This is a genomic window from Noviluteimonas lactosilytica, from assembly GCF_020866925.1.
GTDB classification, from domain to species: Bacteria; Pseudomonadota; Gammaproteobacteria; order Xanthomonadales; family Xanthomonadaceae; genus Noviluteimonas; species Noviluteimonas lactosilytica.
The window spans coordinates 76,077-92,529 of record NZ_JAJGAK010000003.1 but is presented as its reverse complement, the minus strand read 5'-3'; the positions used below and the strand labels follow the sequence as shown (position 1 = coordinate 92,529).

At 67.7% G+C, this 16,453-nt stretch carries 10 protein-coding genes and 1 tRNA gene; 10 read left to right on the top strand and 1 reads right to left on the bottom strand.

The window, feature by feature from the left end:
• The first annotated feature begins 48 nt into the window (after positions 1-48).
• The 7 genes from LK996_RS12340 (at position 49) to LK996_RS12310 (ending at position 8,212) form a co-directional block, all read left to right on the top strand.
• A complete protein-coding gene (locus tag LK996_RS12340) occupies positions 49-648 on the top strand; it encodes a GspH/FimT family pseudopilin (RefSeq protein WP_230527666.1) in 600 nt (199 codons plus the stop codon).
• Positions 642-1,280, top strand: coding sequence for a PilW family protein (locus LK996_RS12335; protein WP_230527665.1), 639 nt, complete (start codon positions 642-644; stop codon positions 1,278-1,280). The genes LK996_RS12340 and LK996_RS12335 overlap by 7 nt, the downstream gene beginning before the upstream one ends.
• Positions 1,281-1,308: 28 nt before the next feature.
• The gene (locus LK996_RS12330; RefSeq protein ID WP_230527664.1) at positions 1,309-3,030 is read left to right on the top strand and encodes a hypothetical protein; all 1,722 of its coding nucleotides are present in this window, start codon (positions 1,309-1,311) and stop codon (positions 3,028-3,030) included.
• 15 nt (positions 3,031-3,045) lie between these two features.
• The gene (locus tag LK996_RS12325) at positions 3,046-5,463 is read left to right on the top strand and encodes a prepilin-type N-terminal cleavage/methylation domain-containing protein (RefSeq protein WP_230527663.1); all 2,418 of its coding nucleotides are present in this window, start codon (positions 3,046-3,048) and stop codon (positions 5,461-5,463) included.
• Positions 5,464-5,518: 55 nt separating this feature from the next.
• Positions 5,519-5,595: transfer RNA gene (locus LK996_RS12320), tRNA-Asn, on the top strand.
• Positions 5,596-5,705: 110 nt separating this feature from the next.
• A complete protein-coding gene (locus LK996_RS12315) occupies positions 5,706-7,361 on the top strand; it encodes an alpha/beta hydrolase (RefSeq protein ID WP_230527662.1) in 1,656 nt (551 codons plus the stop codon).
• A 17-nt stretch (positions 7,362-7,378) separates the two neighbouring features.
• A complete protein-coding gene (locus LK996_RS12310; protein ID WP_230527975.1) occupies positions 7,379-8,212 on the top strand; it encodes a CHAD domain-containing protein in 834 nt (277 codons plus the stop codon).
• Here the strand turns inward: LK996_RS12310 and LK996_RS12305 are convergent, their stop codons facing one another.
• A complete protein-coding gene (locus LK996_RS12305; RefSeq protein ID WP_230527661.1) occupies positions 8,213-8,764 on the bottom strand; it encodes a GspH/FimT family pseudopilin in 552 nt (183 codons plus the stop codon).
• Between the two features lie 118 nt (positions 8,765-8,882).
• Here LK996_RS12305 and uvrB point away from each other — a divergent pair, with 118 nt between their 5' ends.
• From uvrB to LK996_RS12290, 3 genes are all read left to right on the top strand, one after another.
• Complete coding sequence (gene uvrB, locus LK996_RS12300) at positions 8,883-10,922, top strand: excinuclease ABC subunit UvrB (protein WP_230527660.1); 2,040 nt, start codon at positions 8,883-8,885, stop codon at positions 10,920-10,922.
• Positions 10,923-10,994: 72 nt separating this feature from the next.
• Entirely contained in the window at positions 10,995-13,637 is a 2,643-nt protein-coding gene (locus tag LK996_RS12295) for a reprolysin-like metallopeptidase (protein ID WP_230527659.1), read from the top strand.
• Positions 13,638-13,708: 71 nt separating this feature from the next.
• Positions 13,709-16,423 (top strand): reprolysin-like metallopeptidase, encoded by a 2,715-nt coding sequence (locus tag LK996_RS12290; RefSeq protein WP_230527658.1) that lies wholly within the window; start codon positions 13,709-13,711, stop codon positions 16,421-16,423.
• Positions 16,424-16,453 lie beyond the last annotated feature (30 nt).

Genomic DNA, 16,453 nt, shown 5'->3' with positions numbered 1-16,453 from the left:
ATCCATCAATCCCGATAAGATCAACCTCGACGTTAGGGGGAAAGCGCAATGCCTGCACGTTCGTACAAGCCTGCCAAGGCTTCGTCGGGGTTCACGCTGCTCGAGTTGATGGTCACGATCGTCGTGTTCGTGATCCTCGCCGCGCTGGCGGTTCCCGGGCTGTCGACCTACCTGGAGAAGTCGCGCCTGCGTGGCGCGGCGGACTCTGTCGTCAACCAACTGGCGCAGGCGCGCCAGGCCGCGGTGAAGTACGACCGCAACGTGTCGCTCAAGACCACGGGCAGCGGTGCCACGTGGTGCCTCGGCGCGCGCGAAGCCGGCGATCCGGCCGAAGCCATGCAGGCCGGCGCGGCCAGCACCTGCGACTGCGCCGCCACGCCCACCGAGTGCGTCGTCGACAAGGACAAGCAACTCGTGGTGAAGAGCGACGATTACCGCGGCGTCACGCTGTCCTCGGCGGCGGGCGACCTCGCGTTCGACGGCCGCCTCGGCATCCGCAGCGACGCCAGCGTCGGCAACGCCAACGCGAGCAGCTTCGACCTGACATCGCAGAGCGGCGCGTATGTGCTGACCGTCAATATCTCGCCGCTCGGCCAGGCCACGGTGTGCACCAAGACCGGCAACATCCTGGGGTATCCGCAATGCTGACCCGACGCGCCCAAGCCCCTGCGCCTGCGCATGCCGCGGGCTTCACGCTGATCGAGATGATGGTCGCCATCGTGCTCGGCCTGCTGGTGGTCGGCGCGGTGCTGGCCTTCATCGTCAGCCTCGTGCGCGCCAACAGCGAGACCGTGTTGTCGACGCGCCTCAACCAGGAAATGCGCGCGACGATGGCGCTGATTTCCAACGATGTGCGCAGGGCGCGCGGGCTGATCGATCCGATCGCCGCGGTCGGGCAGGGCGGCGCGGTGGCCAACCCGTACTCGTCCATCGACCTGACGACCGCCAACTGCATGCGCTACTCGTATGCGGAAAGCACCGGCGGCGCGACCAACTATCGCGCCGTGCGCCTCGACGCGGCCACCGGCAAGGTGGTCATGGTGCGCGCGAGCACCGCCGGCGCCGCCGCGTGCAACTCCGCCGGCACTGCCCTCAACACCGACGGCATCGAGATCACCGCGCTCACCTTCACCAACCCGGGCGGCAACGCGCGTCGCATCGACGTCGTGCTGACCGGGCGCCTGCGCAACAAGCCTGCCTTCATGCGTGAAAACGCGGGCGGTGGCGTGACCGACAAGACGATCCGCCAATCCGTCTCCATTCGTTCCAACGGCACCTGACCGCATCGACGATCGCGCCGGAGTCCAAATGACCAACCATTCCGCCCTTCGCCATCCGCCTCGCCAGGTCCGCGGCAACGCGCTCCTCGTGGCCGTGATCCTGTTGCTGCTCGCCAGCGTGATCACGCTGCTGACGCTCAACGTCGGCCTGTTCGAACAGCGTACGTCGGGTAACGACGCGCGCGCGAAGCTCATCTCGGAAGTCGCCGAAGCCGGCATCGCGCAGGGTGCGGAGTACTTCCGCCTGCAGCCGAACCTGCTCAAGCCGGGCGGGCACTGGGAGCTTTGCAGCGACATCGGCGAGGAATTCCCGTGCGGTTCCGTCGACGCGTCGCGTCGCGACACCATGTATTACTGGGTCAACACGACCGCGGTCGGCGACGTCAACAACGACGGCGACGAAGACAAGCTCGACGAACGCATGCTTCCGCTCACCGACGTCGTGCCCGCCGCGGGCATGGTCGATGCGGTCGGCAACTTCGACAACGTGTCCTACGGCGTCGGCGTCGTGCTGTGCCGGGTGAAGATCCCGGAAGCGGCGGGCGACCCGACCGAGTGCGCCACGAACGCCGCTGAACAGAGCTCCACCTTCGTCTACAACTACGTCGCCGTAGCGAGCCTGCCGGACGAAGGCGGCACGCGCACCACCGTGTCGCAGATGCTCGGCCAGTACCTGCTGTTCCGCCCGAACCTCAACCAGCCGCCGATCATGGCGTCGGGCAGCGTCGACATCACCGGCGGCCTGCAGGTCGTGACCAATCCCAACGGCGGCGGCAACGGCGTGCCGGTGTCGGTGTGGACGCGTCGCGACATCAGCAAGACCGGTACGCCCAACACCTGCTACATCGACGAGTTCTTCCGCTTCGGCGCCAAGAACAATGCGCCGCCGACCCTCAAGGAGAACGTCGCGGTGTGCGACACCTGCGGCTGCAACGGCGACGTCAGCCTGTCCTACGACAAGTCGGGCAACAAGCAGGACGAGGGCATCGACATCCTCGATGTCGACGGCAGCAACGGCACCAACGGCCTGGGCGTCAACGTCGACGTGAAGCCGAACGAATTCCCGTGCGACCTGTTCGAATACGTCTTCGGCGTGAAGGCGCGCATCGACACCAACGGCGACAACTTCTGCGAAACGCTGGCCCCGTCGGTGACCTATACCTCGCCCACGACCAATGCCGTCGTGTGGCTCGATGCCGACGAAGCCTTCCTCTACGAGAACGCCAACAAGATCATGCCGCGCGACGCCACCGCGACCTCGCTGATGAAGCCGGGACAGGCGCTCGTGCTGCCCTACACCCAGGACGCCGACACCGCGACCCCGACCAACGTCAACTCGGGCATCGTGTGGTGCCAGACCGGCTGCAACATCGGCCCCGGCGAACAGATCGGTTCGCCGTCGATGCCGGTGCTGCTGGTGATCGACGGGCCGGCCCGCATCCAGGGCACGGTGTTCGGGTTGATCCTGATGCGCACGCCAGCGGCGACGCCCGCGGCGCATCCGCTCGCCGCCGCGCACAACCACACCGGCATCGACCTGCTGGATCCGGCGACCGGCGGCACCGCGACGCTCGACATGAACGCCGGCGCGGTGGTCTACGGCGCGGTCGTCGTGCAGGGCAAGATCGACAAGGCGAACGGTACCGCCGCGATCGTCTTCAACGGCGACATCTTCAAGAACTTCTCCAACAGCATCAAACCCACGAACTCCAACCTGCCCGGCGCCTGGACTGACCGGCTGTCGTACTGATCGGAGCCCGCACCCATGCGAAACCCGTCCTCCAAACACGCCGCCGGCTTCTCGCTGCTCGAGGTGCTCGTCGCCGTCGTGCTGCTCGCGACCGGCCTGCTCGCGCTCGCCGCGTTGCAGGGCTCGCTGGCGCGCAGCTCCGCCGAGGCCAAGGTGCGATCGCGCATCGTGGCGCTGATGTCGGCCGAAATGGACAACGTCCGCTCGCTGCCCTACACGAACCTGGTCAGCGCGGCCAAGGTCGAGTCCACCAATCCCGATTGCGCCGCCCCCGCGAACGATGTCGAGCTCGCCGGCTGCGAAGCGGCCCTCGGTTACGTTTCGCTGACGCGCACGGTGACGCCGTTCGGTGCGAACGCGGGCAATACGACGTTCGTCGAGGGCGCGGCGCCCGTCGGCAGCTCCGAGGCCGAGTTCCGCAACGTCGTGGTCGAAGTGCAGTGGCGCGATCGCAACAACGATCTGCAGACGCTGCGCACCCGCACCGTGGTGAGCTCGCTCGCGCTGGATTCCAACAGCCCGATCGTCGACGACGAGAGCGCCAACCACGACCCGCAGAAGCCGGTCGTGCGCCAGGCCAGCCCGGTCACCGCCGGCATGATTCCGATCGCGCTGGGCAACGGCGACGCGACCGCTGCATCGAACCCGATGCCCGAGGAAGTCGGCAAGAAGGGCAACACCAAGATCTCCACGCGCTTCACGGTGCTCACCTACACGCCGGAATCCGGAAACCTCGCGATCATCCAGGACCGCGTCGAAACCGAAGTCCTCAAGTGCAAGTGCCAGTACGGCGCGGGCGGCACCAACCTCGGCACGATCTACCAGCAGTCGCAGTGGCCCGCGATCTGGACCGGCACGCGCTATGACGTGTACGTGCCGGAAAACGCGACCGCCGCGCCCGGCCAGCAGTACCGCTCCGGTCCGGTCTCCAGCGCCGTGCAGAGCGCGATGTGCCAGGAATGCTGCCGCGACCGCCACGACAACCCGGCCGACACGACGAATGCGAAGTTCGATCCGGAAGCCACGGGCGGCGCGTACCAGAAGTACGACATGAACTCCGCCGGCCAGCTGACCAATGCGGGCAACACGGTCAGCGCGCAGTACGTCGAAGCTTGCCGCGTGATCCGCGTCGACGGCATGTGGCGCACGGCGGCCGACATGTACATGCGCCAGTTCGGCTACCTCGAGACGGAAACCAACGTCTACCAGGCCGACACCGGCCTGCCGACCGCGACCGCGACGACGCGCTACACGGCGTACGTGAAGGACTACCTCTCGCAGTACGACGGCACGGTCGCCACCGCGCCGACCAACGCGCAGACGATGTACGACGACACCACGCGCGGCCTCAATGAACCGGCGACCGTGACGATCGCCAGCTCGACCGACACCAAGTCGCGCTTCATGCATGCGCGCGGCGTGTACGTCGACTATCTCGAGAAGCAGGCGCGCGAAACGCTCGCCGATGCGCTCGCGAGCCGTCGCAAGAACGGCCAGTGCCTCGCCGGCTCGACCGAACTCGCCGACTGCGTGCTGCCGTACCTGCCGTTCTCGACCATCAACGTCACCGAGTTCGCCGACTACGAGTCGTCGAACACGAGCGTGATCGACGTGCACACCGGCGGCTTCCTGCCGTGGCCGACCAGCAACCTCCCGTCGCGCGGCGCCACCGAAGCGAAGGGCACGGGCACCGCGAACAACCGCTCCTCGATGCGCCGTTCCAACTCGGGCCTGGCCGCGACCGAACTGCTCGCCAACGGCGGCATCCCCGGCGCGACCGACAACCTGGGCGACGACGCGGTCGGCACCGACCTGCAGTCCTTCACCGTCGGCGGCGGCACGCCGAGTGGCGGCGACAGCTACTACATCCGCTCCACCGGCATGACGTCGACGTCGCCCGCTTACACGACGACGATCAACAGCAGCGACGCCAAGACCTGCATCAGCTCGGGCACCGATTACATCTGCACGCCCACCAACACGATCTTCCCGGGCAACGGCACGCTCGTGCTCGGTAACTATTGGAAGCAGCTGGAACCCGGGTTCTCGCAGACCAAGGCCGACGTCCTCTTCCGCGGCAGCGTGTGCACGAAGTCGTACGACAACGGCACCAAGGACCCGCTGCCGACGTTCACCGACCAGACGTTCAACATCGCGGTGCCGATCTTCCAGAACTATCGTCTCGTGAGCGCCACGATGGGCTCGGGCTCCGGCACGTTGACCCCGGGTGCGCCGGACCAGGACAACACGACGAAGGAAACCACGACGATCTCGATCCTCGGCATCACCAAGGATGCGCGCATCGACCTGGTCTTCGCGCTGGAAAACACGCGCACCGACGCCACGCCGGCGGCCTGCAACGTGCACTACGACAAGCAGAGCAAGACGTGGTCTGGCTCCGTGAGCGCATGGAATTACCCGTGGAATCCGTGATGTCGGTGCTCCGCGGTTGACGATTTCCGGGCGGGCGGCCAGAATATGCGCCCCCGCCCGAATAGCTCAGCCGGTTAGAGCACTTGACTGTTAATCAGGGGGTCGTTGGTTCGAGTCCAACTTCGGGCGCCAGATAAAAGAAGGGCCTGCGATCGCATCGCAGGCCCTTTTTCTTTGCCCGCGTGCGGCCGGGACCGCGTTGGAAGTAGCATTCCGACCGACCACCACCGGGGAGGCTGGACTTGCGCACGCTGTCCCGTTGGGGCCTGGTGGTGGGCACGCTCGGTTTCGTCGCCTCCCTCACGCCCAGCCTGATTCCGCGTACGGTCCCGATGCAGGGGCTGTTGTCGGGCTTGTGCCTTGCGGCCGGTTACGGCGTCGGCGTCGCCTTGCGCGCCTTGTGGGTCTACCTCGAACTTCCGATGCGCAAGCGCATCGACACGCCGCGCGCGCAGCGCACGTTCTTCGGCGTGCTCGCGTTCGTGGTGTTCCTCGCGCTCCTGCGCGCGCCGCATTGGCAGAACCTCGTGCGTCGCGCGATGCAGCAGCCCGACGTCGAGGGCGGCGCGGTGCTCGGCATCGCCGCGATCGCCGCGCTCGTGTTCGTGCTGGTGCTGATCGCGGCGCGCTTGTTCATGGTGTTGATGCGCAAGTTGTCGCGACGCATGGAACGGCGCGTGCCGCCTCGCGTCGCGCGCGCGTTCGGACTGGTCGGCGCGCTGGTGCTGGTCGCGTTGATCGCCAACGGCGTCGTGTTCCGGACCGCGCTGCACATGCTCGACGCGTCGTTCCGCGAAGCCGACGCGCGCATCGCCCCCGACACGGCGCCTCCCACCGCACCGGAAAGCACCGGCAGCGCCGCGTCGCTCGTGGCGTGGGATGCGCTGGGCAGCGCGGGGCGCGGGTTCGTCGCGTCCGCGCCGACGGCCGCACGCATCGCGCGATTCACCTCGCAACCCACGATGACGCCGCTGCGCGTCTACGCGGGCCTGCCCGCCGCTGATACCGCGCAGGCGCGCGCGCAACTCGCATTGCGCGAACTCGAACGCGTCGGGGGTTTCTCGCGCGCCGCGCTCATCATCCTCACCCCCACGGGCAGCGGATGGATCGATCCGGCCGCCATCGATTCGGTCGAATACCTGTATCGCGGCAACGTCGCGAGCGTCGCCGTGCAGTACTCGTATTTCTCGAGCCCGCTGTCGTTGCTGATCGAACCCGACAACGGCGAGGAAACCGCGCGCGCGTTGTTCCGCGCCGTGTACGGCCACTGGCGTGCGTTGCCGAAGGACCGGCGCCCGAAGCTGTACCTGCATGGCCTGAGCCTGGGCGCGTTCAACTCGGCGCGTTCGGCCGATACGTTCGAGATGCTCGGCGATCCGGTGGATGGCGCGTTGTGGAGCGGGCCGCCGTTCGCGAGCCGGCAGTGGCGCGCGCTCACCGACGCACGCAATCCGGGCACGCCGGAATGGCTCCCCGAATTTCGCGACGGCGCCTTCGTGCGGTTCCGCAACCAGCACGGGACGCCGGTGCCCGCGGGCACGCCGTGGGGACCGATGCGCGTGGTGTTCCTGCAGTATGCGAGCGATGCGATCACGTTCTTCGATCAGCGCGACGCCTTCCGCGAGCCCGCATGGATGGACACGCCGCGTGGGCCGGATGTCTCGCCCGGCATGCGTTGGTATCCGTTGGTCACGTCGATGCAACTCGCGCTCGACATGATGTTGTCGGACAGCGCGCCGATGGGGTACGGGCATGTCTACGCGCCGTCGCATTACGTCGACGCCTGGCTCGACGTGACCGGCCTGGACGACTGGTCGCCCGCCGAAGTCGACACCCTCAAGCGCGTGCTGGACGCGCAACGCCGCGCGTCGCTCGCGAAAGACGAGGGCAGCGGCTGAGTGCTACCGTGCGCCGCATGGAGGCGTTGCCTGCCATGCCGTCGCCGGGCCCCGCGCTGCGCGAGTACGCGGAGGCCGAACTCGCGGACGCCATCGCGTCGCTCGACGCACCGCGCGACGGGATCCACGACGCCGTCCACCGCGCCCGCAAGGCGATCCGGCGTACGCGCGCTGCGCTTTCCATCGCCGAACCCGCGCTGGGCCCCGGTGCGCGCCTGGTCGATCGCGCATTGCGTCGCATGAACAAGCGTTCGTCCTGGCAGCGCGACGCGCACGCGCTCGTGCAGACGCTCGACCGCCTGCGCGACAGGCCGCAACCACGCGACACGCACGCGTTGCTGTGCCAGGCGCGCGATGTCGCCGCCGCGCGCCGCAAGATGCTGGCACGCGAAGCGCGGTTCGCCGAAACCGTGGACACGACGCGCGCGGAGGCCGCGGTAATCCGCGCCGCACTGGCGGGCCTCGCCTGGCAGTCGTTGGAAGCGCACCACATCGACGCTGCGATCGCCGCCACCTCGCGCAAGGCCGACAAGGCGCGCGAACGCGCGCGGCGCAGCGACGACGCCGAAGACTGGCATCGCTGGCGACGTTGCATGCGTCGTCGTTCGCAGCAGTTCCGCGCCGCCGCGGCCGCAGGCTTCGACGCTGCGATGCCCGGGGTCGACAAGAGCATCGCCGAGCAACTCGGCCTGATGCAGGACCTGAGCCTGGTGATCGCGCATTGTGGCGACTCGGGCGGTTTCGACGACGCCGGATTCGATCACAGCGTCCGCAAGGCCCTGCGTCGCTACGCCGAGCGCGCGCTCGAACGCCAGCGCAAGCGCCTGCGCTCCGTGTTGCCGGGCGCCTGACTACATCGGCTTCATGCAAGCCTCCGCCGTCGCGGCCGGCGGCGTGTCGCCACGCAGCGCGCCGCTGTTGTTCATCACGAGCGATCGCGCATGCGCCACGCCGCGCCCGTCGCACAACGTGAACGTGACGTTGCTGCCCGCCGCGCCGCCGTTGGGCTGGAACACGATGCGCGTGCGGCCCACGGTGCTGCGCAGGTGCGCGTTCCCGCCGAGCGGACCGGCGCGATGCACGAGCGTGTCCCCCGCGTCGCGCGTGCGGTCGCCGTCGAGATCGGCGAACACGATCCACCCGCCGCTCCAGTCGTGCGTGCCCGCGCGGCAACCGGCGGCGGCGCCGGGGCAGACCACGACCTCCGCCCCGGTCGAGGCCGCGTGCGCCGAGGCCGCCATCATCGACGCGAGCAGCGCCTGGTACGCGGCGCCGGCGTGGGCCGCTTCGCGGACGGCGACGTAGCGGGGCACCGCGAACGCGGCCAGCGAGGCCAGCACGACGACGACCAGCATCAGTTCGATCACCGTGACGCCGGCGGCAGGACGGGGCAGGGCAGGCATCGCGCACCTCATTCGCGAACGGGGGGCCGTGATGCTCGCGCGCGCTGCTGCCGCCACGCTGTCAGGAAACCCCGCGCCAGCACGTCGGGCTTCATCCCCGCGGGGCTACACTGCTTCGATGGCAGCAATTCCCCAGAACGACACCATCCCCTTCGAACTCGTCGCGCCCTACACCCCCTCGGGCGACCAGCCGCCGGCGATCGACAAACTGGTGGCCGGCTTCGAATCGGGCCTCGCGCGGCAGACGCTGCTCGGCGTCACCGGCTCGGGCAAGACATACACGATCGCGAACGTCATCCAGGCCGTGCAGAAGCCGACCCTGGTGATGGCGCCGAACAAGACCCTCGCCGCGCAGCTGTACGGCGAGTTCAAGGCGTTCTTCCCGCACAACGCGGTCGAGTACTTCGTCAGCTACTACGACTACTACCAGCCCGAGGCGTACGTGCCGTCGTCGGACACGTACATCGAGAAGGACAGCTCGATCAACGAACACATCGAGCAGATGCGCCTGTCGGCGACGAAGGCGCTGCTCGAACGGCGCGACGCGATCATCGTGTGCACCGTGTCGGCGATCTACGGCCTCGGCGACCCGAACGAATACTTCAACATGGTGCTGCACATGGTGCGCGGCGAGCGCATCGACCAGCGCGAGCTCATTCGCCGCCTCACCGAGATGCAGTACACGCGCAACGAGTTCGAGCTGCAGCGCGGCCACTACCGCGTGCGCGGCGAAACCATCGACGTGCATCCGGCAGAAAGCGACATGGAAGCGCTGCGCATCGAACTGTTCGACGGCGAGATCGAAGCGCTGTCGATCTTCGACCCGCTCACCGGCGAAGTGCTGCGCAAGGTGCCGCGCTACACGATCTACCCGAAGTCGCACTACGTCACGACGCGTCCCACGATCCTCGGCGCCGTCAAGGGCATCAAGGAAGAGCTGCGCGATCGCCTCGAAACGTTGTACGCGCAGAACAAGCTGGTCGAAGCCCAGCGCCTGCAGCAACGCACGACCTACGACATCGAGATGATGTCCGAGGTCGGTTACTGCAACGGCATCGAAAACTACTCGCGCTACCTCACCGGCCGCATGCCCGGCGAACCACCGCCGTGCCTGTACGACTACCTGCCGCCCGACGCGCTGCTGGTGGTCGACGAATCGCACGTCACCGTTCCGCAGATCGGCGCGATGTACAAGGGCGACCGCTCGCGCAAGGAAACGCTGGTGGAGTTCGGTTTCCGCATGCCATCGGCGCTCGACAACCGGCCGCTGAAGTTCGAGGAGTGGGAGTTGCGCGCGCCGCGCAGCATCTTCGTGTCGGCGACGCCCGGCCCGTACGAGCTGCGCGAATCCGGCGACGAAATCGTCGAACTCGTCGTGCGCCCGACCGGCCTGGTCGATCCGGAAGTGGAAATCCGCCCGGTCGCGACGCAGGTCGACGACCTGCTCGGCGAAGTGAACAAGCGCGTGGAGATGGGCGATCGCGTGCTCGTCACCACGCTCACCAAGCGCATGGCCGAGAACCTCACCGAGTATCTCGGCGAACACGGCGTGCGCGTGCGTTACCTGCACTCCGACGTCGACACGGTCGAGCGCGTGGAGATCATCCGCGACCTGCGCCTGGGCAGGTTCGACGTGCTCGTCGGCATCAACCTGCTGCGCGAAGGCCTCGACATGCCGGAGGTGTCGCTGGTCGCCATCCTCGATGCCGACAAGGAAGGCTTCCTGCGCAGCGCGGGTTCGCTGATCCAGACCATCGGCCGCGCCGCGCGCAACCTGCGCGGCAAGGCGATCCTGTACGCCGACCGCATCACGCGTTCGATGCAGGTCGCGATCGACGAAACCAACCGCCGCCGCGACAAGCAGCTCGAATACAACGCCGAACACGGCATCGTGCCGCGCTCGGTGGCCAAGCCCATCATCGACATCCTCGAAGGCGCGCGCAGCGAACCGGGCGAGGCGAAGAAGAAGGGCCGTGGCCGCGTGGCCGTCGCCGAGGAGCAGGCCGACTACGCCGCGCTCAATCCCTCGCAGGTCGCCGCTCGCCTCAAGCAACTCGAGGACCGCATGTACAAGCATGCGAAGGACCTCGAGTTCGAGGAAGCCGCGCGCGTCCGTGACCAGATTCGCAAGTTGAAGGACGCTAGCCTCGCTACCTGACGTCACGCGTGGCGTCGTCGCGCCGTTGTCGCGATAAGATCGCCCGCAGGGGAAACACCAGCAGGGGATCGGATGAAGGCCTGGAAGACGGCGAGCCTCGCGCTCGCGGTGTGTGCGTGTGCGGGAATTTCGTACTGGGCTACGCGTTCTTCCAGCGATTCGACGTTGCCGGCGGCAGTGGCCGTGTTGCAGGAGCGCCTCGGCATTCCTGCTCCGGTCGAACTCCGGGTGCCGGAAGGCGCCTCGATCGATGCGCCGCAACCGTTCGCGTTCGATGCCGCGGCCGCGCGCCGCGCCGTCCGCGATGGCGAACTGCGTGTCTCCCTTCCCGACGGCACGGACTATCCCGTGCGCATCGAGCGGAACTACACGGACGAAAGCGGCCACTGGAACCTGGTGGGCCGCGTCGACACGCCCACGGGTGCACATCCGATGGTGATGACCTTCGGCGCGACGTCGGTGTTCGGCGTGTTGCCGACGCCGGACGGCGAATCGCTTCGCGTCACCACGCGCGCCGGTCGCAAGGTCGTGATCGCACCGAGCGGCTCGCTCGTGCCGGCCGACCTGCGCGATCCGGCGTTGCTCAACGACGCCATCGTCCTGCCGACACCGGATGCAGTGGCATCGACGGGCGCCGCGGGCACGCCCCATCGCACTGCGTCCGCTTCGCAGAAACAGCGCGTCGCCGTCGCGGCCGCGGCGCCCTCGGCCATCGCCGCCGCAACGAACCTCCGCACCGCAGCCGCGCCGATCGACACGACGCCGGTCGACATCACCGTCCTTCCTCTCTACTCAGAGGGGATGGAGATCATGTGGGGCAGTGCCGAGGAACTGGGAACGGCCATCGCGAACCTGTTCGCCATCGCCAACCAGGCGCACGCCGACAGCGGCAGCCGCGTGCACCTGGTGCAGTCGCAAGCGCCGCTGGCCTATTCGAAAACGACGCCGTACCCGTCCAACCGCAACCTGCTGCTGGAAATCAGCAGCGCGCCGCAGGCGCAATACGTGCGTGACCAGCGTGGCGACCTGGTCGTGCTGTTCAAGGCGATGTCGGGCTTGGAAGCCTGCGGCATGGCGCTTCAGACAAGCCCGGCGCACGGGCGCACGCAGACGTTCAACGCCACGGCCTACAGCGTGGTGAACCTCGACGACACGTGCTCGCCGCTCGCGCTCGCGCACGAGATCGGGCACAACCTCGGCGCGATCCACGAACGCGAAGTCGAGACGGACACCACCGGCGAAATCCGGAAGGGCGCCTACATGTTCTCGCACGGCCTGCGGACCGAGGCCTTCGCGACGATCATGGCGATGCCGCGCAGCGGCCAGTCCCCGGTGCCGTATTTCTCCAACCCCGATTCGTCTGCATGCGGCGCGCCCTGCGGCATCGTCGACTACTCCGATGAAGTGCGCACCTTCAACCTGATGGCGCCGGCCGTCGCCGCGTTCTGGGGCGACGCGGGGACGATCGCGATCCCCGATGTCGAAGTGTCCGAGCCGTACCAGGTGGATCGCGTCGGGGTGGTCGAAGTTCGCATGTCCGGTCCTGCGCCCGTCGGCGGCGTCACGCTCGATGTCACGGTCGAGCCGGGCGGCACCGCGTCGGAAGCGGACTTCTACGTGCAGGATCCGACGATCACGATTCCCGAAGGCGAGTCGATCGCCTACTTACGCGTCTACGTCGCGGCGGACCAGGTCGTGGAAGGCGACGAGTACGCGACGCTCCGCATCTCGTCCGTCAACCATGCCGGCCTCATCGTCGACGACACCGCGACGTTCACCATCTTCGAACCGCAGCGCCACGTGCTGACGGGCGGCATCAAGTTCGACGGCGAAGTGCCGGACCGCGGTGTCTATCTGTTCCTGAGCGGCATCGAGGACGGCGACACGAACTACTTCGAGTTGAACCTGCAGCCGCCGAACTATGCGTGGAGCGTCGTCGTGCCGTTCGGCACGCAGGTGAAACTCTTGCGCGACATGACGTTGGTGGAGCCTTACGTCTTCCACCCGGAGTGGCAGATCACGCCGGAAGTCCGCAGCGACAGCGACTGGTCGATCGTCGCGAAGAAAGGCGTGCAGGTGACCCTCACCGTGTCCGCGGCAGCGGGCAAGTCGTTGCCCGCCAAGGACTTCGAGCTGTCCGCCATCGAATCCGATGGCGATGCGACGGTGCACTGGACCGTCATTCCGGTCTCGCCGCCCATGTTCACCACCTTTTCGATCCTGGTCTACCCGGGCCACGACCTCGATCTGTCGGGCGCGGTGGACGGCTTCAGCTTCTACCGACTGAAGGATTACAACCTCACCACCGATCGCCACTACAACGTGGTGCTGGACTCGCGCCCGACGTTGCGCGCGATCCCGGAGGTTCGACTGCAGGGCAACACGAGCCCGCTCCGGGTCTTCCTCGAAGAGCCCGCGCCCGCGGGTGGCGTGAGCTTCCGATGCCGCACCGTGGATCGCACGGCGAAGGCGAACGTGCACTACGTGCCGGTCACCGCCACCGTGAACATCCCGGCGAACGCCAGCGGCTACTTCGATTGCGGCACGGCGTTCTCGCTGCTGAAGCCGGTCCCGAAGTTGTCGGTGGCGCTCGACGTGGTGATCGACCAGGTCGTGGGCGCGAATGTCCCGATATCGACCGTCTCGATCGCCATCCCGGGCACCACGATGCGGACCGGTGGACCGTCGCAACCGTCGCCGGCAGCCGCCCCTTGACTGCCACGTGAAAGATTGATCAAGGCCCCGTTAGAATGCCCGGGTAAGGACGTTCTTTCGCAGGGGCAGGCATGACGCGTTGGCAGGGTGTGGGGACCTGGTTGGTCATCGGCGGCATCGTCGCGGCGACCGGCATCGGATTCAGGCACATCGGACACGACGCGCAGGCGGCATCGCCTGCGCTGGGCATGGCCGCGCTCGATGCGAAGCCGGTGTTGCGCATGACGCGCGCGATGGCGAACGGCCAGCAGCCGATCCACCTCGACGCCGAGATGGCGCGCCGCGCGCTGCGCGACGGCGCGCTCCAGGTCGTCCTGCCCGATGGCACGTCGTACCGCGTGCAGATGGAACGCCAGGAAACGCACGGCGGCGGCCACTGGTCGGTCGTCGGTCGCGTGCAGACCGCGGCCGGCAGCCAGGCGATGGTGCTCACCTTCGGTCCGAACGCGGTGTTCGGCATGCTGCCGACGCCCGATGGGCACGCGATGCAGGTCGAAACGCACCCGGGCGGCCTCGTCACCGTCGCGCCCGCGGGCGGACTCACGCCGCTGCGCACGCCGCTGCGTCGTGGCAGCCCCGACTACCGCATCCCGCCGATCGGGCCGGAAGCCGAATCGCAGAACGACCTCGGCGGCACGTGGCTCGCCGCCGCCGATCGTCCGATCCGCCTGGAGACGTACACCGGCGACACCGCGTCGACCACGCAGCGCACCACGCTCACCGCGCCCGCCGCTGCTGCCACGCCGTGGCCGGTCGACACGACGCCGGTCGAAATCACCGTGCTCGCGATGTATTCGCCCGAGCTCGTCGCGCTGCGCGGCAGCCAGTCCGCCGCCGAAACCGAAGTCGCCAACCTGTTCGCGATCGCGGCACAGGCGCACATCGACAGCGGAAGCCGCGTGCGTCTGAAGATGGTGGGACTGCAGGAAGTCGCGCTGCCGGCGACGAAGAGCAACGAGCAAGTGCTCGACATCATGACCAAGGGCGTGGACCTCGACACCGGCACGTACATCGACTTCGAAGCCAAGCGCGACGATCACGAAGCCGATCTCGCGGCCTACATCCGCCCGCATTCGGCGGAACTCGACGCCGATTCGTGCGGCGCGTCGTGGCTCAACGGCGCCGGCTACGCCGGCCCGAATGGGTTGTCGGCGGCGCACGGTTACGTGGTCGCGAACGTCGCGCCGTGCGGCCAGTACGTGCTCGCACACGAACTCGGCCACGCGATGGGTTCGGCGCACGACAAGGCCGCGCAACGCGACGAGAACGGCGTGATCTCGCACGGTGCGTTCGCGTTCTCCTTCGACCTGAAGACCGACGGGTTCGCCACGATCATGGCCGATCCCGGCGAGGGCCCTTGGCTCGGCCGCTTCTCGAGCCCCGAAGTCGCCTGCAACGGCATCGCGTGCGGCGAAGCCGAGCGCATCGACAACGTGCGCAGCCTCAACCTCATGGCGCCGGCCATCGCGGCGTTCCGCGGGCCGAAGGGCACCATCGCGATCGCCGACACGATCAGCTACGAGGGGAAATACATTTCCTTCCCCATCCGTCTTTCCGCGCCCGCGCCGGAGGGCGGCGTGCAGGTGCACGTCGACATCACGGGCGGCACCGCGGATCCGCTGCAGCAACCGCGCGGCGATTACTACGACAGCAACTCGCATGATCTGACCATTCCCGCCGGACAGCGCGAAGCGTTCTTCACGCTGCTGTCCTTCAACGACAACGCGGGCCGCCCGCCGGTCGTCGAACCCGACGAAACCATCCTCGTGCACCTCACGGCGCCCGATGGCTACACCGTCGAGAAGGCCGATGCGGTCGCACTCCAGCGCGACGACGACCCGCGTCCGGTCATCACGCTCAACATCCGCGCCCCGGCCGGCGTCACCTTGCCCGACATGTTCCTGATCGAGTGGACGGGCGATGCGTACGACGACGACGCGACGAAACAGGAGCACATTTCGAAGACCGAACCCGGCCTGTGGAGCATCCAGTTGCCCGTCGCACCGGGCGCACCGTTCCGTTTCAGGATGGATTACGCGCTCGCCGACGAGGTCGCTTACACGCGCGTCGCGCAGCTCGATGAAGTCTGGGAAGACCGCATCGTCGACGTGACGCTCGAACGCACGCTGCGCGTGACGGGCACGATCAACGTGGCGGCGGGGATGATCCGGCCCCTGGCCGAGCCCCAGATGGCTGTCCATCAGTACGTCAACGGCGAGATGCGCAAGAGCGATCACGTCTGGATCCCCGACCCGACGACCGGCGCATTCGAATTCCGCGCCATCCCTGGCGCGACCCTCGAAATGTACGTCGAAGGCACGAACCTGCCGGTGGACGGCAACACGCTGCCGTTCGCCACGTGGTCGGCGCGCATCCAGGACGTGCGCAGCGACTTCACGTTGAATCCGACGCGTTCGAGCGTCCAGAGCGTGCTCGGACGTCCGTTGCCCGTCGCCGAAGGCCAGGACGCGGTCGTCGAATTCGAACGCTACGTGTGGCCGTTGCCGTCGACGCCGATCACGCTGACGTGGCACACCGTCGACGGCACCGCGAAGGCGGGCGCACACTACGTCGCCGCGAGCGGCACCGTCACGATCGATCCGGAAGAGCTCCTCGACACGATCCGCATCAAGACGCTCGAAAACACCGACAACACCCCCGGGCGCAAGTTCGACGTCGTCGTCGACAGCGTCGTGGGCGGCGTGATGTTCCAGAAGGCGTTGCATGTCGGCATCGCCAACGACGACGGCAAGACCGGCGGCAAGGGGCAGGTGGACCGCAAATAGCATCGGCGGGCGGATGCCGTAACTTCGTGG

What these genes read in the sequence shown, in the direction of transcription:
- LK996_RS12305 (WP_230527661.1), bottom strand. Translation starts at nt 8,764, where the DNA reads ATGCCTGCCCTGCCCCGTCCTGCCGCCGGCGTCACGGTGATCGAACTG.
- LK996_RS12295 (WP_230527659.1), top strand. Translation starts at nt 10,995, where the DNA reads ATGAAGGCCTGGAAGACGGCGAGCCTCGCGCTCGCGGTGTGTGCGTGT.
- LK996_RS12330 (WP_230527664.1), top strand. Translation starts at nt 1,309, where the DNA reads ATGACCAACCATTCCGCCCTTCGCCATCCGCCTCGCCAGGTCCGCGGC.
- LK996_RS12290 (WP_230527658.1), top strand. Translation starts at nt 13,709, where the DNA reads ATGACGCGTTGGCAGGGTGTGGGGACCTGGTTGGTCATCGGCGGCATC.
- LK996_RS12310 (WP_230527975.1), top strand. Translation starts at nt 7,379, where the DNA reads ATGGAGGCGTTGCCTGCCATGCCGTCGCCGGGCCCCGCGCTGCGCGAG.
- LK996_RS12325 (WP_230527663.1), top strand. Translation starts at nt 3,046, where the DNA reads ATGCGAAACCCGTCCTCCAAACACGCCGCCGGCTTCTCGCTGCTCGAG.
- LK996_RS12340 (WP_230527666.1), top strand. Translation starts at nt 49, where the DNA reads ATGCCTGCACGTTCGTACAAGCCTGCCAAGGCTTCGTCGGGGTTCACG.
- uvrB (WP_230527660.1), top strand. Translation starts at nt 8,883, where the DNA reads ATGGCAGCAATTCCCCAGAACGACACCATCCCCTTCGAACTCGTCGCG.
- LK996_RS12335 (WP_230527665.1), top strand. Translation starts at nt 642, where the DNA reads ATGCTGACCCGACGCGCCCAAGCCCCTGCGCCTGCGCATGCCGCGGGC.